The organism is Limosilactobacillus secaliphilus (assembly GCF_001437055.1).
Classification (GTDB): Bacteria; Bacillota; Bacilli; order Lactobacillales; family Lactobacillaceae; genus Limosilactobacillus; species Limosilactobacillus secaliphilus.
Genome location: NZ_JQBW01000006.1, coordinates 172,054 through 191,867, shown reverse-complemented (window position 1 = coordinate 191,867; position 19,814 = coordinate 172,054). Strand labels below are relative to the sequence as shown.

Annotated in this window: 24 protein-coding genes, 1 tRNA gene and 1 other annotated feature; of the genes, 21 read left to right on the top strand and 4 right to left on the bottom strand. The window is 46.5% G+C overall.

All coding sequences use genetic code 11. The features are described 5' to 3' along the window. Positions 1–41: 41 nt before the first annotated feature. Both udk and greA read left to right on the top strand, forming a co-directional pair. Complete coding sequence (udk, locus tag IV45_RS02890; protein WP_057740544.1) at positions 42–686, top strand: uridine kinase; 645 nt, start codon at positions 42–44, stop codon at positions 684–686. 81 nt (positions 687–767) lie between these two features. Beyond that, positions 768–1,244 (top strand): transcription elongation factor GreA, encoded by a 477-nt coding sequence (gene greA, locus IV45_RS02885; RefSeq protein WP_057740542.1) that lies wholly within the window; start codon positions 768–770, stop codon positions 1,242–1,244. A gap of 82 nt (positions 1,245–1,326) precedes the next feature. Here the strand turns inward: greA and IV45_RS02880 are convergent, their stop codons facing one another. Then, positions 1,327–3,936, bottom strand: coding sequence for a YfhO family protein (locus tag IV45_RS02880; RefSeq protein ID WP_057740540.1), 2,610 nt, complete (start codon positions 3,934–3,936; stop codon positions 1,327–1,329). Between the two features lie 185 nt (positions 3,937–4,121). Between IV45_RS02880 and IV45_RS02875 the strand changes: the two genes are divergently transcribed. The 7 genes from IV45_RS02875 (at position 4,122) to IV45_RS02845 (ending at position 9,414) form a co-directional block, all read left to right on the top strand. Next, entirely contained in the window at positions 4,122–6,170 is a 2,049-nt protein-coding gene (locus IV45_RS02875; RefSeq protein WP_057740539.1) for a peptidoglycan D,D-transpeptidase FtsI family protein, read from the top strand. A gap of 134 nt (positions 6,171–6,304) precedes the next feature. Further along, positions 6,305–6,454: a 50S ribosomal protein L33 gene (rpmG, locus tag IV45_RS02870; protein WP_047768829.1), complete on the top strand. Its 150-nt coding sequence runs from the start codon at positions 6,305–6,307 to the stop codon at positions 6,452–6,454. 72 nt (positions 6,455–6,526) lie between these two features. Further along, on the top strand, positions 6,527–7,096 hold the full coding sequence (locus IV45_RS02865; protein ID WP_057740537.1) for a 5-formyltetrahydrofolate cyclo-ligase: 570 nt from the start codon (positions 6,527–6,529) through the stop codon (positions 7,094–7,096). Further along, positions 7,089–7,748 carry a rhomboid family intramembrane serine protease gene (locus tag IV45_RS02860; protein WP_057740535.1) on the top strand — a complete coding sequence of 220 codons (660 nt, stop codon included), beginning with the start codon at positions 7,089–7,091 and terminating at the stop codon, positions 7,746–7,748. The genes IV45_RS02865 and IV45_RS02860 overlap by 8 nt, the downstream gene beginning before the upstream one ends. 20 nt (positions 7,749–7,768) lie before the next feature. After that, the gene (locus tag IV45_RS02855; protein WP_057740724.1) at positions 7,769–8,008 is read left to right on the top strand and encodes a YqgQ family protein; all 240 of its coding nucleotides are present in this window, start codon (positions 7,769–7,771) and stop codon (positions 8,006–8,008) included. Further along, a complete protein-coding gene (locus IV45_RS02850) occupies positions 7,995–8,969 on the top strand; it encodes an ROK family glucokinase (protein ID WP_057740532.1) in 975 nt (324 codons plus the stop codon). The genes IV45_RS02855 and IV45_RS02850 overlap by 14 nt, the downstream gene beginning before the upstream one ends. Positions 8,970–8,994: 25 nt before the next feature. Further along, a complete protein-coding gene (locus IV45_RS02845; protein ID WP_083487247.1) occupies positions 8,995–9,414 on the top strand; it encodes a rhodanese-like domain-containing protein in 420 nt (139 codons plus the stop codon). A 148-nt stretch (positions 9,415–9,562) separates the two neighbouring features. On the opposite strand, the gene IV45_RS02840 is transcribed toward IV45_RS02845, so the two are convergent. After that, entirely contained in the window at positions 9,563–9,742 is a 180-nt protein-coding gene (locus IV45_RS02840; RefSeq protein WP_057740529.1) for a DUF3042 family protein, read from the bottom strand. An 88-nt stretch (positions 9,743–9,830) separates the two neighbouring features. Between IV45_RS02840 and miaA the strand changes: the two genes are divergently transcribed. Further along, positions 9,831–10,769, top strand: a complete 939-nt coding sequence (gene miaA / locus IV45_RS02835; RefSeq protein ID WP_057740527.1) for a tRNA (adenosine(37)-N6)-dimethylallyltransferase MiaA — start codon at positions 9,831–9,833, stop codon at positions 10,767–10,769. 120 nt (positions 10,770–10,889) lie between these two features. Next, the gene (gene glnA / locus IV45_RS02830; RefSeq protein ID WP_057740525.1) at positions 10,890–12,227 is read left to right on the top strand and encodes a type I glutamate--ammonia ligase; all 1,338 of its coding nucleotides are present in this window, start codon (positions 10,890–10,892) and stop codon (positions 12,225–12,227) included. 141 nt (positions 12,228–12,368) lie between these two features. Here glnA and IV45_RS08050 read toward each other — a convergent pair whose 3' ends face one another. Beyond that, positions 12,369–12,494 (bottom strand): hypothetical protein, encoded by a 126-nt coding sequence (locus tag IV45_RS08050; protein WP_268872319.1) that lies wholly within the window; start codon positions 12,492–12,494, stop codon positions 12,369–12,371. Between the two features lie 203 nt (positions 12,495–12,697). On the opposite strand from IV45_RS08050, the gene IV45_RS02825 reads away from it, so the two are divergent. From IV45_RS02825 to IV45_RS02815, 3 genes are read left to right on the top strand one after another with little or no spacing between them, the layout of a single operon-like run. After that, complete coding sequence (locus IV45_RS02825; RefSeq protein ID WP_057740524.1) at positions 12,698–13,609, top strand: hypothetical protein; 912 nt, start codon at positions 12,698–12,700, stop codon at positions 13,607–13,609. Next, entirely contained in the window at positions 13,602–14,531 is a 930-nt protein-coding gene (locus IV45_RS02820; protein ID WP_057740523.1) for a hypothetical protein, read from the top strand. The genes IV45_RS02825 and IV45_RS02820 overlap by 8 nt, the downstream gene beginning before the upstream one ends. Before the next feature lie 12 nt (positions 14,532–14,543). Next, positions 14,544–15,065, top strand: a complete 522-nt coding sequence (locus IV45_RS02815) for a hypothetical protein (RefSeq protein WP_057740521.1) — start codon at positions 14,544–14,546, stop codon at positions 15,063–15,065. Between the two features lie 586 nt (positions 15,066–15,651). Here the strand turns inward: IV45_RS02815 and IV45_RS02810 are convergent. Continuing rightward, positions 15,652–15,725 (bottom strand) — tRNA-Arg (locus tag IV45_RS02810). A gap of 172 nt (positions 15,726–15,897) precedes the next feature. Between IV45_RS02810 and IV45_RS02805 the strand changes: the two genes are divergently transcribed. From IV45_RS02805 to nusB, 7 genes are all read left to right on the top strand, one after another. Continuing rightward, entirely contained in the window at positions 15,898–16,536 is a 639-nt protein-coding gene (locus IV45_RS02805) for a TetR/AcrR family transcriptional regulator (RefSeq protein WP_057740520.1), read from the top strand. A 54-nt stretch (positions 16,537–16,590) separates the two neighbouring features. Continuing rightward, positions 16,591–16,660: a sequence feature (ribosomal protein L21 leader region), on the top strand. A gap of 12 nt (positions 16,661–16,672) precedes the next feature. Further along, entirely contained in the window at positions 16,673–16,981 is a 309-nt protein-coding gene (gene rplU, locus IV45_RS02800) for a 50S ribosomal protein L21 (protein ID WP_057740519.1), read from the top strand. Positions 16,982–16,990: 9 nt separating this feature from the next. After that, on the top strand, positions 16,991–17,338 hold the full coding sequence (locus tag IV45_RS02795) for a ribosomal-processing cysteine protease Prp (protein ID WP_057740518.1): 348 nt from the start codon (positions 16,991–16,993) through the stop codon (positions 17,336–17,338). Continuing rightward, positions 17,335–17,628, top strand: coding sequence for a 50S ribosomal protein L27 (gene rpmA, locus IV45_RS02790; protein WP_057740516.1), 294 nt, complete (start codon positions 17,335–17,337; stop codon positions 17,626–17,628). The genes IV45_RS02795 and rpmA overlap by 4 nt, the downstream gene beginning before the upstream one ends. A 118-nt stretch (positions 17,629–17,746) precedes the next feature. Next, entirely contained in the window at positions 17,747–18,820 is a 1,074-nt protein-coding gene (locus IV45_RS02785; protein ID WP_057740515.1) for a M24 family metallopeptidase, read from the top strand. 114 nt (positions 18,821–18,934) lie between these two features. Continuing rightward, positions 18,935–19,378: an Asp23/Gls24 family envelope stress response protein gene (locus IV45_RS02780; RefSeq protein ID WP_057740514.1), complete on the top strand. Its 444-nt coding sequence runs from the start codon at positions 18,935–18,937 to the stop codon at positions 19,376–19,378. After that, a complete protein-coding gene (gene nusB, locus IV45_RS02775) occupies positions 19,375–19,788 on the top strand; it encodes a transcription antitermination factor NusB (RefSeq protein WP_057740513.1) in 414 nt (137 codons plus the stop codon). The genes IV45_RS02780 and nusB overlap by 4 nt, the downstream gene beginning before the upstream one ends. Positions 19,789–19,814 lie beyond the last annotated feature (26 nt).

Genomic DNA, 19,814 nt, shown 5'->3' with positions numbered 1-19,814 from the left:
TAAACTTTAGGCACTGAAATGATAGGCAGGAGAAAATAATAATGGATAAGAAGAAACCGATTGTCATTGGGGTTACTGGTGGTAGTGGTAGCGGTAAAACGACCGTTGCGCACGCGATTTATGATGAACTGCATGGTGAGGCCATTCAGATCATTACGCAAGACACCTATTACAATGACCAAGCTGATATGACCATGGAAGAGCGGAAGAAGGTCAACTATGACCACCCGTTGGCCTTTGATACTGACCTGTTGATTAAGCAGCTGGCCGACTTGCGCCACGGTAAAGCAATTGAAATGTCGGTCTACGATTACAAGCAGTACACGCGGTCCAAGAAGACGGTTCATGTTGAACCACAAGACATCATCATTCTGGAAGGGATCCTGATTTTGGATGACGAGCGCCTGCGTAATCTGATGGACATCAAGGTCTTCGTTGACACCGATTCTGACATCCGGATCATTCGCCGGATCAAGCGGGACATGGAAGAACGTGGCCGGTCTTTGGATTCGGTCATCAACCAGTACCTGGCAACGGTCAAGCCGATGTACCACCAATTCGTGGAACCAACTAAGCGTTATGCTGACATCATTGTGCCAGAAGGTGGTCAAAACCACGTGGCCATTGATCTGTTGGCAACAAAGGTGAAGGATGTTCTGAATGCACGTGGTCATCACTTGTCTTAATTTTTACAGAACGGTTGCATTGTGACTGACGAAATGATAGTGTTGCATTTGTGAAAAAAGGAAAAAGAGGTAACTAACAATATGGCTGATGAAAAAACGTATCCGATGACAGCTGAAGGTAAGGAAAAGCTGCAAAAGGAACTCGAAGATCTGCGCCTGCACCGGCGTCCAGAAGTCATTAAGCGTATTAAGATCGCTAGAAGCTATGGTGACTTGTCAGAAAACTCCGAATACGAATCTGCTAAGGATGAACAGGCATTCGTTGAAGGGCGGATTAGTCAGATTGAAAATATGCTGCAATACGCAGTGATTATTGACAATGACGATGTTGCCGCTGACGAAGTTTCAATGGGCCGCAAGATCACCTTTAAGGAACTGCCAGACGAAGATCCCGAAACCTACACCATTGTTGGTGAATCCGAATCGGATCCAATGAATGGTAAGATCTCCAACGAATCACCAATGGCTAAAGGCTTGTTAGGTCACAAGGTTGGTGAAAAAGTCGACATCGAAATCCCAAGTGGGACGATGCACGTCAAGATTCTGAAGGTTGAATAGTTGATGCCTTAAGATCTAGATAATTTAAAATACCTCCTTACATTCATCTGAATGTAGGGAGGTATTTTTTGACCAATTTATTTTACTTTAATATTTTCTTCTTATCAGCCACGATCAGGGCGGCCAAAGTCAATGCCGAAACGGTTAGGCCAAGGGTTAATAATGGCGGCCAGAAGGTGAAACTAACCTGGTGTTTGCCAGGAGTAATAGGGACGGCCAGGAAGGTGTTCAGCACTTTTTGACCGGTGACTGCTTGGCCATCGATCTTGACGTGCCAGCCGCTGTTATACGGAATGGTCGTCATCAGTAACTGTTGGTTGTGTTTCACGTTGATCCAACCGGACAGGCGATTTTCGTGCCAGCTGGTGACGTGCAGGGGTGAACGCTGCAGAATTCGTTTGCACTTATTGAAGCTGGTTTCGTTCAGCTTATAGAGGCTGACGTTTTGCAACCACATCGTCTGCTTCTTCAATTGCAGGCGAACGGTAATGTTTTTGTTTTTCGCGTGATCGGCAACGTTGACCACGATGGTGTTGCGATAGGTAGGGTATTGGTGCAACGGGTGATCGTTAATCGAAATCTTGGCGACACTCTTTACCGACGGACCCAGCGTCAAGTAGTAGGCATCATTATCCACCGGCTTGAAATGCAGGACGACACTGGCCCGCTGTTTGCGATTCTTGCGGCGGAAAGTGGTGCCCGTAATTTGATGGGCATCGTTGACGTTGTTGAAGTCCACGTGATCGAAGTTTTGCACTTGGAAGAAGGTGGGCTGGTTGCCCCGGCCAGCAAGGGTCTGAAAGATCTGTGACTGGTAGGCAAGCGGGTCGAGCGTCAGTGAGCGGAAGTTGATGATATCCCGGTTGGCAGCGAAGGCAACCGGCAGCTGCTCCTTGTTTTCTTTGATGTTGACCAGCTTAGTTTGGGCCACCGTCTTTGTATGCTGCCAGTCAGGTCTGGTTGAAGTCAATGGCAGAACGAGATTGTCGCCTGAGTAACCGTTGTTGCGGGCGGCTAAGTAGTAACGGAAGTTGAGGAGGGCATCGGTGACCTTCGTCCCGTTGGTATAAGTGACATAGCCATCGCCGGCCGGGTTGCCCAGTGCGCCCATAAAGTGGCTGATATTTGGCTCCATGGTTGAACCGAAATGATCGGCACTGTAAAAATCCGATTGAAAGGGATCGTCCTTGGTACGCATGAAGTTCTTGCCCACCCGGTAGAATCCACGGTTTTTGTGTTTAACCTTTTTGATGGCCTGGTTTAAGGCAGTGGTGTAATTACCATATTCGGCCTGGGAAACGTAAGAGATTTGGTTGAGGGAGACGTAGGCATTGGTGGTAACGTCGACCACGATCAAGAAACAGAAGAGACAGTCGATTAGGCGTGGCGATTGTCGACGAGAAATGGTCAACAGGCAGATGGCGACCAGGGAGAAACCGGTGGCCATGAAGACCTGTGCCGGTTGGATGTATGAAACGTGCTGTTGAACAATCAGTAAGGCAACGGTGAAGATAATTGTCAGAGCCAAAGCGGCAATCGCAGTCCGGATCTTTAGTTGGAATTCAGGCGTCAGCGTAGTCGCTGCCAGCCAGATGACCCAGAAACACCAAACAAACGAGAAGCGTGACGGGTACCAAACCGGGTATTGACCGAGGTGCCAGAGGAGGTCGAATGGCGGCCAGCAGAAGGAGATGATCATGAAGATTGAGATCAGGCCTGCGCTGACTTTGGCTTGCCAACGGTCGTGATAGCAGCAGAAGTATAGCAAAGCGCCAAGCAGGCAGAGGGCTCCCACATAGATGTTTGGTTGACCAGATGGCATCTGCGAGAAGTCAAAGGCGCCCGGTACGAGTTTCGCCAGCATCTTCCAAGGGGCGTATTCGAAATGGAACTTCAGCTGAGTTTCGGTATAGGTGCCCTTGCTTTGTAACAAGGCATAGATGGTCGGCAACAGGGCCCAAGCAGCCAGCATGGCGGCCGAAATGCCTGCTAGAACAAACTGACCAAGGATTTTCAGCTGCTGCTTAAGCGGATTAGAGTAGCGGCTGATCTGCCAAATGAAGAATAAGAAAGCAAACAGGGCAATCATCCAGGCCATGTAATAATTGTCCATGATGGTTAGGGCCATGGAGTAGATGAACAACTTAAAACCTTGTTTGCGGCTGATTTGCAAAACACCGGCAATGACAATTGGCAACAAGAAGAGGGCGTCTAGCCAGAGCAAGTTGAGCTGGTTGGCGATCATCCACCCCATCAGCGCATAGGCAGTTGAGAAGGCAACCAAGCGGCCTTTAACCTGCACTTTTTCTCGTTGTAATAACCAGGCAAAACTCAGGGATGCCAGACCATACTTCAAAAGCAGCAACAATACAATGCCGGTGGTCAGGCTAGCACCACTGAAGGGCAAGAGGAGAAAGTTTAAGGGGCTGAAGAGGTAGTAGGCGTTGGTCCCAAACATTTCTCCGCCCAGGCCCTTGGAAAACGAATAGAGCAGGCTGCTGGGATGGGAGAGGACACTATGACGGAAGTAGGCAAAGAAGTCAACGTATTGCTGGCCTAAGTCGACGGTCAAGATGCTACTCGACCCAAACGGCGCCATTCCCCGAAAAGCAAAATAGCCGCCCATGATCAGGACCGGCATGAGAAATGCGAATAGTAGAAATGGCGGACGATTGCGGAGTCGTTTCAACATATGGATCTTTCCCTTCGAAAAATAACTGCTGACTATTATATAACGCAAGCCTTTATTTTTATTTAAATCAGCGTTAAAAGTAGTTTAAGATAGGTAAATGATAGTATGATTAATCACGTTAAACAATCGTGCATAGTCCTGCACGCTTTGTTAAAATAGTAGCATTCTACTAAGGAGCAATTGTTGTGAATTTTTTTAATCGTCTCAAAGGTTTTTTCACCTTTCGATCAAGAAATAAGAACAAAAATCCGCAATCAGTCATTCCTTTCCGACTGAACTTTCTCTTGTGGATTGTCGGCATTTTGCTATTGGCATTGTCCGTTCGTTTGTTCTACCTGCAGGTTATGAATGGAACGTCATACAAGGCGGAAGTTAAACGGTCCGACACCTCGATCCAAACCAATAATGTTCAACGAGGAATGATTTATGATTCGACCGGGAAGGTAATGGTTGGTAACCAAGCCAAGCAAGCCATTACTTACACGAAGGGTCAGAATGTTTCCAGTGATGAGATGTACCGGATTGCCAATCGACTGGGCGGTTACATCAGTGTCCCAACCAAAAAGTTGACCAAGCGTAACCAACAAGATTATTACCTGGCCAAGAAGAGCAACCTTAAAGCTGTGCTTAAAAAGGTGCACAAGAGTGGGACGACCGCTCAATATGACGATGCCGTTGATTATCTGGAGAAGCATCCTAACTACTTCAGACTGACTAAAGCCCAAAAGAATCGGGCAATGATTTACGCCACGATGAGCGGTGCCTATTCGCTCTCGACGACCTACATCAAGCAAAACCACGTGACAACTAAGGAATTGGCCACGGTTGGTGAACACCTGAGTCAAATGCCAGGTGTCAAGATCGGGACTGCCTGGTCACGAAACTATCCAGCTGGTAAGGACGTTAAGACGCTGGCTGGGACCGTCTCCACGACTGGTTTGCCAAGTGACGAGGTTAACTCCCTGCTGGCCCAAGGTTATTCACGGAACGATAGCGTTGGTCAAAGTTACCTGGAAAAGAAATACCAGGCAACGCTGGCGGGCTCTAAGTCACAAACCCAGGTCACGACGAAGGGGAATAACGTTACCAAGTCAGTCACCAAGTACGCCGGTAAGAAGGGTGACAACCTGGTCTTGACGGTCAACGCCAAATTCCAAGCGGATGTCCAAAAGGCTGTGCAAGATAACATGCCAGGTGGCGACTGTACCGGTGCTTACGCTGTGGTTATGAACCCTTACACGGGTGCCATTTACGCGATGGCCGGCATGGATCGGAACCCTGATACTGGTAAGTCTGAAGTTGACCAGATCGGATCCATCAACCACCCGATCACCATGGGTTCTGTTGTTAAGCCAGCCATGATCATGTGCGGCTTGATGACGGGTGTGATCACTCCGGAAAACAACACGTTGACCGACCAGCCAATTAAGGTTGCTGGGACTTCAATCAAGGCTTCCTGGTTCAACAAGAGTGGGAGTGCCAACACGGCGGTTAGTGCTGCCGAAGCCCTGGAAGTTTCCTCAAACTCTTACATGATGCAATTAGCCATGAAAGAGGGCGGAATGAAGTACCACAACGGCGCTCAACTGGACTTGAAGCCAAGTATCTTTGATAAGGAACGTTACTACTTCAACATGTTCGGCCTGGGTGTGAAGACGGGGATCGACCTGCCAGGTGAAACGGCGGGCTACACCGGTCCTTCTAACCAAAAGCATATTGGTTCAGCACTTGACCTTTCTTATGGGAACTACGATGGTTACACGACCTTACAGTTGGCCCAATACATGTCCACGATTGCTAACGGTGGTTACCGGATGAAGCCTTACATTGTGAAGGAAATTCGTGACACCAAATCGAACGGTGAGCTGGGCAAGATCGAGTACACCGCTCATCCGGAAGTGCAACAAGTTATTCCGGCACCGAAGTCATACTTCGACATTGTCAAGCATGGTCTTTACCTGGTTACTCACGGTAGCAGTCCGTACACGACTGGCCGGGCACTGGCTGGTGAAAAGCCATCCATCTCTGCTAAGACCGGGACGGCTGAAACCTTCTACAAGAAGCGCAGCACCGAAACCTTGTCCTTTGCCGGCTATGCACCGTCTGACAAGCCACAGGTGGTTGTAGCCATTGCCGTACCGAACGCAGCTGGTGGTGAAAGCAACCTGAACATCGCTAAGGCAATCTTCTCGGCCTACTGGAAAGATGTGCAGAGTGACAAGAGCCTGAAGTAGTTTGTCAAGGTTTTCTACTTAACAAACTTTGCCAAATGACTGGTCAAAGCAGCCAATTAATGATATAGTTGTACGAGTTAGGGTTACGTATAACGTATTCTCGTTAAATACAAACAGTTTGGAGGCACAATAAGATGCGTGTAAACATTACCTTAGAATGCACTTCATGCCACGAACGGACTTACTTAACCAGTAAGAACCGTCGTCACAATCCCGACCGCTTGGAATTAAACAAGTACTGCCCACGGGAACGCAAAGTGACGCTTCATCGTGAAACGAAGTAATTAGACCAGAATAGATCCTTGATGAATTTGTGTTCATTACAAGGGTCTTTTTCTTTATTCAGGAGGGTCATAATGACATATGGCAAGAAGGAGCTGCGGCGGGCATACATTGCGCGGATGCGGCAACTTGATATCAAAAACAAAGTGAAGGAACAAGAACAACTGGCATCGCGTTTGTATGACCAGCCAGAGTGGGTCAGCGCAAAGACGGTTGCTTTAACCATGAGTCAGTCGTTTGAAGTTGATACGGGCCCCATCATTCTTCATGCCCGTCATAAGGGTCAACGGGTGGTTGTGCCACGGACGTTGCCCAACCGCCAGATGGAATTTGTGGAATTGAACGAGGAAACCCAGTTTAAGGAAACATCATTTGGCCTGTTGGAACCCGAGAACGGCACTGTCGTCACTCCTGACCAGATTGACTTCATGCTCGTTCCTGGTGTGGCGTTCAAAGAAAATGGCCAGCGGCTCGGCTTTGGCGGCGGTTATTACGATCGTTACCTGGCTAAATATAATGGCTTCACCTGTTCCTTAGTGTTGACAACCCAGCTGGCGGATGATGACGAGTGGGAGCCGGATCAATTTGATATTCCCGTGGATCGGATCATTACGATCATGGGCAACGGTGAAAAACATGACTAATCGCTTTTTTAAAGCCGCGCCCGTGACAGTCAGTCTGATTGCCATCAATGTCCTGGTTTTCCTATGGTTGACGGTCAATGGCGGGTCGACCAGCACCGCGGTTTTGGTGACTTATGGCGCCAAATACACACCATTAATTGTGGCTGGCCAGTGGTGGCGGCTAATGTCTGCTGGCTTTCTGCACATTGGCATTGAGCATTTAGTGATCAACATGCTGACGCTTTACTTCTTGGGATTGTATCTGGAAAATATTCTGGGGTCGTTGCGGATGCTGTTGGTTTACCTGGCCAGCATCATTGGCGGTAACTTGTTAAGCGCGGTGGTAGCAGCTAACAGCGTCTCAGCTGGGGCCAGCACGGGGATCTTTGGCCTGTTTGGTGCCTTTATTTTTCTGGGTGCCGAATTTCATGACAACCCGCTCATTCATCAATTGGCCCGGCAGTTTTTAATTTTGGTTATTTTCAACTTAGTGGCTGATTTGATGCCTGGAATTGATATGGCGGGACACATCGGTGGCCTTTTAACCGGTTTTTTGATGACTGCTATTGTCGGTGCACCAAAATTAGGTCAAATAAGCTTGATAAAGCGCTTACTGAGTGGCACTATATTAGTGTTGCTAGTGTGGATGCTCGTTTGGAGGGGATTGCTTTGAGACTCAAACCAATTGAACACTTGCGCACACTTTATGACGTTCAGCAATTATTGAAGCGATTTGATGTTTTCGTTCATGTGGGCAAGCGACTTTGGGATATTGAGGTCATGGCATTGGAGATCGATAATCTCTACCACGCCCACGTCATTAGCAAGAAGCTGTTTTTACAAGCTAAGATGGTGTTAAATCGGGAGCACCATTACGAAGAAACGCATCATAATATCTTCAACGTAGGGGGAAAACAGAATGGACAATCGTAAGTTAATCGGGGTCGACCTTGGTGGTACAACTATTAAGTTTGGGATTTTAACCATCGAGGGCGAGATTCAGCAGAAATGGTCAGTACGGACCAATGTATTGGATGAGGGGTCACACATCGTGCCTGACATCGTGCACTCCATCAACCACCACTTGGACCTTTACAAGATGAACCGCAGCCAGTTTGTAGGAATTGGTATGGGGACCCCAGGAACGGTTGACCGGGACAAAGGAACTGTTGTTGGTGCTTACAACTTGAACTGGAAGCAAACGCAACCCGTTAAGCAGCAGATCGAAGACGGCACTGGCATGCCATTTGCCTTGGACAATGATGCTAACTGTGCCGGCTTAGGTGAACGCTGGAAGGGTGCTGGTAACGATGGTGATGATGTGGTCTTCATCACTTTAGGTACTGGTGTCGGTGGCGGTATCATCGCCAACCACAAGCTGATACATGGGGTTAACGGTGCCGGTGGCGAAATTGGCCACATCATCGTTGAACCAAATGGCTATCAATGTACTTGTGGTAACCATGGCTGCCTGGAACAATATGCTTCAGCAACCGGTGTGGTTCACTTGGCACAAGACTTGGCCGAAGAATACGAAGGCAGTTCACGGCTGAAGGCCATGATTGACAACGGCGACGAAATCACGTCCAAGATTGTTTTCGACCTGGCTAAGGAAGATGACTACCTTGCTAACCGGGTTGTTGATCGTGTATGCTACTACTTAGGATTAGCAGTTGCCAACATCAGCAACACCTTGAACCCTGAATTTGCAGTCATTGGTGGCGGAGTTTCCGCTGCCGGCGATTTCCTGTTGGAACGGGTCCAAAAGAACTTTGAACGCTTTGCCTTCCCAACCGTTCGGACTTCTACTCGTCTGAAGCTGGCTGAACTGGGCAATGATGCCGGTATTATTGGTGCGGCTTCGTTGGCGCTGCAGTTTAAAGATAAAGAATAATCGTAGATGAAAGTAGGGAATTGATTTGTTTTTAGCAGCAAGTACAGCTTTAATTGTTGTTGACATTGTATGTATTGTAATCATCGTGGCTTGGGCAGGTACCTGGCTGCTCAACCGTTGGCGCAGAAATCACTATGCTACGGTTCTTGATGAAGACGAATTTCAAAAGGGCATGCACAAGGCCCAGGTGTTGGACTTACGGAACAAGGAAGACTTTAAACGTGGTCACATCCTGGGTGCACGGTCGATGCCGCTGGCATATTTGCAGCAGACCTATGCTGACCTGCGTCCTGATTTACCGGTCTACCTGTATGATGCCGGTGAAGCATTAAGTATTCAGGGTGCACGGCTTCTATCCAAGCATGGTTTCCAGCATGTTTACATCTTGAAGGGCGGCTATGCCAAGTGGAATGGTAAGACGAAGAAAGCCAAGTACACTGATTAGTGAGCTCAGCAATTGAAACGAATGGCTCCAGCGTTGATTGATGCTGGAGCCATTTTCTTTATTGAACAGGCAATGATAATCCCTATATCGTATAATAAATACAAAAAGCCCCGTCAATGATTGACGAGGCACGCAAATTACTGGATGATTATAACATTTGGTGAGCAGAACGACCTTTACGAACGGCTGCACGACGGTTATTATCAAACTTTTCTTCAGTTTCTTCGATTGGCTGAATAACGGTTTTATGAAAGGCTAATACGCCGCTGGCAATCGCACCCAGTGTTGCTAAAGTACCGAAAGCAAAACCCTTTGTAAATTGTTTCATGTTGCTAGCTCCCTTCAAGTCTATCTGCATCTATTATGCAGGATTTCTAGACAGAATTCCAGTTTAAGACATAGTGAGGCTAATTACTTTGAAAAAAATTGTGTTGATTGTGGGGCCGACCGCGGTTGGTAAGACGGCCCTGTCCATTTCTCTGGCTAAGTCGTTGGGCGCCGAAGTGGTTTCTGGCGACTCAATGCAGGTTTACCGCAAGTTGGATATTGGGACGGCAAAGGTCACCCCAGCTGAGATGGACGGTGTACCCCATCATTTGATCAACGTGGCGAATGTTGACCAACGTTATACGGTTGCGGATTTCCAACGCCAGGCCGGTCAGGCAATTGATGAGATTGTGGACCGGGGCCGGTTACCCTTGATTGTTGGTGGGACTGGTTTCTACCTGCTAGGCTTGGTTGACAACCTGAGCCTGGGATCCGACAACTTCGATCAAAAATCGGTGGCCATTCGTCAGCGTTGGCAGCAAGTGGCGCGGGAAAAGGGACCCGCATATGTGTGGCACCACTTAAACCAAATTGACCCGTTAGCGGCGGCCAAGATTCCCCAAAACAATGTGCGTCGCAGTATTCGGGCTTTGGAAGTCATCGAAAAGACGGGCAAACTGTTTTCACAACAAGAAAAGCCCCATGCCGTTTACGATTATTTGACGATCGGCCTGACCACTGAACGTGAACTATTGTATAAGCGCATCAACTCCCGGGTGGACCTCATGGTGAAACATGGTTTAATTGATGAAGCGCGTTGGCTGTATGATCAGGGTGGGTTGTCGCTGCCAGCCGGGAAGGGGATTGGCTACCGTGAACTGGCCCCTTATTTTGCTGGCCAGGAGTCCTTAACAACCTGTGTGGAGAAGATTAAGCAAGATTCACGCCACTATGCTAAGCGGCAACTAACCTGGTTCAGACATCACTTAAACACCCACTGGTACGACCTGGTAACGAAGAAAAATAGCACTGAAGAAATTGAAGAAGCCATTCAAACTTGGTTAAAAAAAGAAAGTTCAACTGACTGAATAGAACAGATATCCAGGAACTTGTCTGGTAGATTGACTTTCCATTACGCATTCGTTAAGGTAGGAACCAGTTTAAGGAATTGGTATAACAGTGATTGAGATTGAGAAAGGACCTGTATTATGGCTAAACACGTCTACACAAAAGAAGAAGTTCACCAATTGGTAAAGGATTCTAACGTTCATTTCTTACGGCTGATGTTCACCGACCTGCTCGGGGTCAGCAAGAGCGTTGACCTGCCAATTAGCCAGTTGGATAAGCTGCTGAATAATAAAATTATGTTTGATGGTTCTTCAATTGACGGCTTTGTCCGGATTGAAGAAAGTGATATGTACCTGTACCCAGACATGTCAACTTGGCTGGTCTTCCCATGGGGTGAAGAACACGGCAAGGTTGCTCGGGTAATCTGCAGTGTCCACACGATTGACGGTAAGCCGTTTGCTGGTGATCCACGGAACAACCTGAAGCGGATCGTTGACAAGATGCACAAGCTGGGCTTCAAGCACTTTAACATCGGTCCTGAACCAGAATTCTTCCTCTTCAAGACGGATGAAAATAGTCAGCCAACGATGGAAGTCAACGACCAAGAAAACTACTTTGACATGGAACCACTGGACCTCGGTGAAGAATGCCGGCGCGACATTGTCTTGACCTTGGAAAAGATGGGCTTCTCTGTTGAAGCTGCCCACCATGAAGTTGCTCCTGGCCAACACGAAGTTGACTTTAAGTACGCGGATGCCTTAGAAGCCGCTGACAACATTCAAACCTTCAAGATGGTGGTCAAGGCCATTGCTAAGCGCCACGGCCTGTTTGCCACCTTCATGCCTAAGCCGTTAGCTGGTGTCAACGGCTCCGGAATGCACCTGAACATGTCACTGTTCAACAACGATGGCAATACCTTCTATGATCCAAAGGGTGAACTGCAGTTGTCAGAAACGGCTTACCACTTCTTGGCCGGTCTGCTGAAGCATGTTCGTAGCTTGACGGCCATCTGCAACCCACTGGTTAACTCATACAAGCGACTGGTTCCTGGATATGAAGCTCCAGTTTATGTTGCTTGGTCCGCTTCTAACCGTTCACCACTGGTCCGGGTACCAGGTGACCGTGGTGTTGGTACGCGGCTTGAATTACGGTCCGTTGACCCAGCTGCCAACCCGTACTTGGCAATTGCTGCCGTGTTGAATGCCGGCCTGGATGGGATCGAAAACAAGTTGACTCCAGCCCCAGAAGTTTCCGAAAACATCTACAAGATGACCCCTGCAGAACGGAAGGCCAAGGGGATTGTCGATCTGCCAGACACTTTGCACAATGCATTGAAGAGTTTGGCTGCTGACGATGTGGTCAAGGATTCACTGGGTGAACACCTGTACAAGAACTTCTATGAAGCTAAGACCCGTGAATACAATTCATACCGTCTCGATGTTTCTAGCTGGGAAACCAAGAAGTACATGTCTTACTAATTTCTTGGCGCAACAAAGAAACATTAATTAAGTCAAAATTATTGGACAGTCGCAAAGTTTTGCTTTGCGGCTGTCTTTTTTTGGCAAACAAAAAAGCTGCTGTGAAAATTCACAGCAGCTTTTTGATTCTGTCAGAAGGAATTAGTTTTCTAATTTCTCGGCATCTGCGTCGATCTTAGCGAAGCCAGAGCCATCTGGTTTCTTGTTACCACGTTTTTCCATAGCCTTACGGGCCATTTCCTTACGTTCTTGTTTGCTTAAAGCCATAATAATTCGCCTCTTTCCAGAATGCGGCTAGTTAACAAAAACAAACTAGCTACTAATAATTATACGTCTGAACAGGATAAATGCAACATCAGCTGGTTAAATGTTAAAAAAGGCATACATCATACGCAGATCACCTTTAATTCCAATTTATTTCTGGTTAAAATAAAATTATATGACTTTGAATAATTAAGGAGACATGGTCCATGGCAAGTGAAAAGAAACAGCACGGTGCGCTTGAAATCAGCGAAGCCATTAACCAGCAGATTGCCAAAAAAATCGACTATCTGCAGAAGTTAATGACTGCATTGAAGAATCATGACGATCGTCAAATCTACCGTTTGCTGGATAATCAGCGTTATGCAGCCGAAATTGAACATCGCGAGCAGCAGGCAAACGATGCTGGGGTAATGAACTTAGTTGATAACTTAGCTGATCAGTTATCCAGTTACTTAAGCAGCAAATTGATTGACTACTTAGGCAAGGCTTACCCGTTCTTCTATTACGAGGAATACCAAACCGGTCATTACCGCATCTACTTCGGTAACTGGTGGGATCGCCGTCAGTTTGGTGAACTGGACGTGTTGAATATCCGCTTTGTTTTTGACCAGAAGGAATACAAGAAGCTGGAGAAATCGTTTGAGCTTGCTAACCATGGTAAACGTTACAACAGTAAGCGGATTGAAGACCTGTCCGCTGAAAACGACCACCTGCAGGCCTTGATCGACTCCACTGAAGAACGGAGCCAGAAGCGGGCTCAGTTGCAAAACGAGCTGAAGGACGCTTCCAACCGTGGTGGCTTGTTCGAATCAGCCAAGAACCGTGAAACGCGGGAAGACATCAAAGACCAAATCAGCCAACTTGAAGACCAGGATGAAGAGGCCCGGAACGCTGCCGCAAACATTAAGAAGAATAATCAAGCAGTCCTAGAATTGTCCAAGGAAAACACCATTTTAAGCTATGAACAGAAGAGCATTGTGGATGTTTTCGGCAGTTTTGAGGACTTTGCACTTGCCAACCGCAACCTTTACGCCAACTACCTGAAGAGCCTCGAAAAGGATAATGGTGAAGCAAAGGCACAGGATAATGATGGAAAGCAGGTGAGCGACAATGACTGAGCAAAAAGATACTACGCTCACCAGTAATAAAGTCTTGTCCTTGAGCCAGTCCATTAAGAGCGGCTTGACGATCGGTGAAAAATACGTGTCGCTGTTGAACCAGCTGGCATCCACGACGGAAGCTGACGAATTGCTGGATGCAATGAAGCAGTTGGCTGCCATCGATTTAACCAGTCCTTTTGTGAAGTTCCCGCAACATTACGAAACGGCTGATTACTATCTCTTGTTCATGGATCGCTTGTTAGAATTGAACCAGGTTGAAGGCATCAGTGTGCAAGAGGAAGACGATCACTCGCTGTCTATGCAGCTGGCGAACTTTGGCGACAAGATCAGCTTCAAATTTGAGCTGGATCAAAAGCAGGGCGGTGCTTTCTTTGCCGAACAAGATGACCATGAGCCGCTCTTCTACATCAACTTGGAAAAGACGGCCCTGCGTTTCAGCAACCGGGCGCTGGTCAACTTCTTCATTGTCAGAGAAATTAAGCATTACAGCGATCTTGATTTAGCTGCGGCCGTGAAACCGTTGATTAGTTTCGCCCACGTTTTGAAGGATCAGTTGCACTTCCACATTGACTTGGGTATTTTGGACACGGAGAATGACTTCCTGGCACGGTTGGCTCAGCCTGAATTGGATCTGAAAGTGATCGACAAGCTCTTTGTAGAAACTGCCGATTCTGACTACCGCCTGCTCAATTTGCCGCACAATAACGGTGCTTCACTGCAGCTGGATCGTCAGGTGCACATTGAACTGGGCTTTGATCCGGATGATTACAGTCAGCAGTGGTCGTTCAGGGTGGTTGATGATGACAGTGCCGTCTCATTCTTTGATGTTTTGTTGCATTACAAGTTGATCCGCGATTGGTACTTGGATAATCGTGACGCACTGGCGGTACGGTCTGATCCGTTGATTTTTGCAGACTAATGGAGTGATTGAATGTTAGACATCACTAAGTTGTTACAAGACGCAATTTATTTGGACAATCAGTTAATTGACCAACGAGACTTGTTGTTGGGACCCGAGGGACACTTGCGTGAGATTATGGTTCGCTTTGACCAGGCGATGGCCAAGTGTTATCAACCGGGTTTCAATTACGGACTCACTCAGCACGATTCGTTAACCCATGACGAGCTGGTAAAAAATTACACGGTTGCGTTGCAGTGGATGCTGATCTTCAGTGCCCGCAAACAATGGACCCACTTGGTCGTAATGAAAAAAGCAGATTATGAGCGATTAGTTGGCGCTGATCCAGTTGATAAAGCCACGACCGCTGATCAACAATACTTGGCAATCAAGCAGTTTATGTTTTCTGCTTACACGACCCACCAGCAAGATTACTATCGCCATGCATGGCACCTCTTCTTGAAGTGGGGCTTAGTTGACCTGCAGCTTTCCGAAAAAGAAATCATGCAATCCCACGACCAGCTGGTGAGTTCCTTATTGAGTGACAACAATTAATCAATGAAAAAAGGCACTGCAAAGTTGCAGTGCCTTTTTACGTTGATAAGATAAAAGAAATATTAGGCTATGCTTTCCGACGGCTAGATTCCATAGCATGCTTGCCAATCCGGCTGGTGGAGGATGACGGCCGACTACCATACTTCACTTGAGCAACTACAGATAAAGAAAGGATTAACACAATAATAAAGAACGGTAACATTGCTACACCTCCACAAAAGCATTGTCTAGTTATTATTATTACTAAATCATTTCAATATTGCAACACTTCTGTAATAAAAGATATTTGAATTTAACATTTTCTTATGATTTAAGTAGATGTTTTCAAAGCATGCTTTTGACGGTAGTATTTATTGTTATTACTATTAAAAAATATTTTTTAAAAGTTTTAATGGATTTTGCTGAATAATTCACCATCTTTTTGTATAATACACAAGTCTGACTTGTAACAGGGTGACGGTTAACTGTTGCTTTATGATTGATTTCTGGGCGGATATTTGGTCATAAAACTGGTCAACACAAAATGTCACGACCAAAAGAAAAGGGCAAAAAGCCTGTTACAACAAGCTTTTTGCCCTTTTAAGCATGAGGAGAGTGGGAATCGAACCCACAACCTTTGGTTTAGAAGACCAATGCTCTATCCAGTTGAGCTATCCCCCCAAACATCTAATATGTTATAATCGTTAAATTTTTCAGTCAAGTATTATTAATCGTCCCTAATAGATATGCAGTTCGTAAATGTTCACTTTTTCTTTGACGAATACGCTTTCCTAGCTTACACTGTTCAGTGATAGAGATTTAATTAATAGAATATTGAATGGAGGTCTAGCTTATGGCCAATAGTAGTAAATTAGACCCAAGAGTGGTCAAAACACGTTTGAACTTGCGGCATGCTTTAGTATTTTTAATGCAAAGTGAAAAACTGGACGATATCAGTGTCCAGAAGATCACTGAAACTGCTCATATTACCCGTGGAACTTTCTATCTGCATTACAAAGATAAGCATGATTTCATCCGGCGGGCAATGCAAGAAATCATTGACGAATTGTTTGATAATGTGATGGTCACTCATGATGTTGACAGTATCGCCGAGCCGGTCAAGGTATTCTCATTGAATAAGGCCTTCGACTACATCGAAAAGAACTCGGACATCTTTACTATCTTATTGGATCGGACGCAGAACAATGATTTCTACCGGCAACTGTATACCCGTTTGTCTGACGAAATGATCAATTATGGCAAAATCATGCATGATGAGTTGGACGAACTGGATGTTCCATTGAAAGTTCAAGTTGCGTTCATGACGTCTGCTTTGCTAGGTCTAATTGCACAGTGGCTGAATAATGGCCTTATTTATACTTCTCGTTACATGACCAGCAGCGTAGCCAAAATGTTGAATGCATATAGCGGTGAAAAGTTATTATTGACATCTTTCTTTGATTATGATGTTAAGCCACAAATCCGGCTGTAAAGCCTTGACGTTGGTCACATTTACTGGTAATATACAAACGTTGTATTTGTGAACCAACAACTACAACCGCACGACGACAAGTTAAAAGCAATTGCTGCTTGTCTCGGCGAGTCTGAGATTTAAGGAGGTGCACAAGATGTACGCAATTATTGTTACCGGTGGTAAGCAATACAAGGTTGAAGCTGGCAAGTCAATCTTTGTTGAAAAGCTTGACGTCAAGGCTGGCGACAAGGTAACTTTCGATAAAGTTGTTTTTGTCGGTGGTGACGACGTTAAGATCGGCCAACCTTATGTTGATGGTGCTTCAGTTGAAGCTACTGTTGAAAAGCAGGGTAAGGACAAGAAGGTTGTTACCTTCAAGTACAAGCCAAAGAAGCACACCCACACCAAGCAGGGTCACCGTCAGCCATACACTAAGCTGACTGTTGATAAGATTAACGCCTAAGGTTGAAAGATGATTAAAGCTATTTTTTCAATAACTCCTGATCACCAAACCGTTGCGTTTAAGCTGACTGGCCATGCGAATGCCGGTGATTATGGTCACGACATTGTTTGTGCAGCTGTCTCGGTGTTGTCGATTTCAACGGTGAATGGATTGACGAAGGTTGTCCATGATCATCCAGAAGTTGAAAGAGATGCAGCTGATGGCGGTTATTTACTGGTCACCCATATTGATCCTGGTCATGATGCGCAAATCTTGATGAATACTTTCTTGAATGCCATGGAAGATATTCAAGAGCAGTATCCAAATTTCGTTAGAATTAAATTAAATGAAGTTCATGCTGGAGGTGAACAACTATGATTATGGATCTCCAATTCTTCTCCCACCACAAAGGGGGCGGTTCCACTGCCAACGGTCGGAACTCAGCTGGTCGTCGTCTTGGTACCAAGGCCGCTGATGGTTCGATGGTAACTGCCGGCTCAATCATTTACCGGCAACGTGGTACTCACATCAACCCAGGTGCCAATGTTGGCCGTGGTGGTGATGACACCCTGTTTGCAAAGATCGATGGTGTTGTTAAGTTTGAACGCCTTGGTCGTAGCAAGCGTCAGGTTTCTGTATACCCAGTTGCTGAAGCTGAAGAAGCCTAAATCATTCATTGAAAAAGACCTGTGTTCTTGCACGGGTCTTTTTTTGTGGCTAATTACGAGTCGTTAAGCGCTTGGTGATAGAATAAAGTCATTAAATAACGATGCGAAGGTAGGTATTATGACCAGAATTACCCGTTTACAGAAACGATTCCCTGAATTGTATATCGATGCCTTTTTGGTAACCGATCCGCTCAACATTTATTACCTAAGCGGCTTCCACTTAGAGGCTGGCGACGGTTTCCTCCTGATCACAGAAGAGAATGCCATTATCGTCACTGACGCTCGCTATGCAGAAGCGTTGGCGGAATTTGATAATGATGAAGTGGTGGCCACCATCAGCAGCGATTACTATGGCAGCCTAAGCAAAATTTGCCAGGGGATGGACATTGCGGTTTTAGGCTTTGAAGAGTCGATGTCCTATGCGCTGTATGACCTGCTCGATGACTTGATGCTGACTGACTTGGTCCCCTTCAAACAGCTGATTGAGCAGATGCGGGAGATTAAAGACATTAACGAAATTGAACAATTGACTCAGTCGGCGCGCTTATTGGATGACGGCTATCGCTACGTTCTGAGTATTGTCCAACCAGGGATGACCGAGCGGGAGGTTGCCAACCGTCTGGATTTCTGGTTAAAAGAGAGGGGCGCCAGTGCGGCTTCTTTTCCTACCATCGTTGCCAGTGGGATCAACGGTGCCAAGCCACACGCAACGGCAAGCGACCGGCAAATCCAAGCCGGCGAGTTAGTGACCCTTGATTTTGGCTATTATCTCAATGGTTATACGGCGGACATGACCCGGACCTTTGCGATGGGGCCCGTTGCTCCGGAACTCAAAGAAATGTATGGCTTGGTATTGGCAGCTCATGATGCGGTGATTGAGCATGCTCAAACCGGGATTGATGGTGCCAGCCTTGATCAATATGGCCGTCAAATAATTGAAGAAGCCGGCCTGGGCCAGCGCTTCATTCATGGAATGGGTCATGGGATTGGCCTGGCCGTTCATGAAATGCCAATGGCCTATGGACCAAACTCCAAACGCTTGCACCTGCAAACCAATGAAGTGATTACGGTTGAACCTGGTATCTACGTCCCTGGGTTAGGTGGTGTACGAATCGAGGATGACTTAGTGATTGGTCATGGCCCGGCCCAGCAACTGACGCAGACACCAACAGACTTAGTGGTTGTTGATTAATAACCGCGGTCGAGAGTTGCATTTTGCGCTGGCTTAGTGCAAAATAAAATGGATATTGCTAAATAATAATGAACTGAAAAATCGGTGGCATTCCACCACAATGGAGGTCAAATAATGGCAGAAGATACAGCAATTCGGTTAAGCAATGAAGATCAGAGCATGGGTTCGATCAAAATTGCACCACAAGTGTTAGAATTTATCGCCGGGATTGCCGCCAGCCAAGTGGATGGAGTTTCCCGCATGCATGGGACATTTGCTAATAATGTTGGTGAAATCCTGGGACGGTCCGATTATCGTCGTGGCGTTCACTTGACGATTGAGGACGACCACTCATTGACTTTTGATGTTGCGGTTTACGTTGACTATGGCAAAGATGTGCCGCAGGTTGCCGCTGAAATCCAAAACAAGATCAAGCAGCAGGTGGCCTTGATGACCGACTTGAAGGTGGGGCTGGTTAATGTTCATGTGCAGGGCATTACCCCAACCAAGCCGGACCAGGAAATCGATCCAAATGATATCTTTGGTCAAGATGCACAGGAAAGTGAGGACGCAAAGTGAGTTTTAGTCGACACACCATCCGGATTGCGGCGTTCCAAACACTGTTTGCCTTAGTGGCAACTCCTGATGAAGACCGTGACCAGCTTTATCGTCAGTTATTGAAATTAGGGCCGAATGAAGACGTGCCAGCTTATTTAGAAGAACTGGTCGATGGTGTTTTGGATCATCAAGATGAAATTGATCAAACCATCGCCCACTATCTGTCTACTGGTTGGACAATTGATCGTCTGGAGCGCCCAAACCTAGTTATTTTGCGGCTGGCCTTATACGAACTACAATATGAAAAGCTGCCGGTTGCAGTTGCAATCAATGAAGCATTGCAATTAGCGAAGAGTTTTAGTGATGATAAATCGCGGCGGTTCATTAACGGCGTTTTAGGTCATTACGAACAAGAGCACGCAAATAAATAATAGCTAATGGACTCCTGCTACGTGAC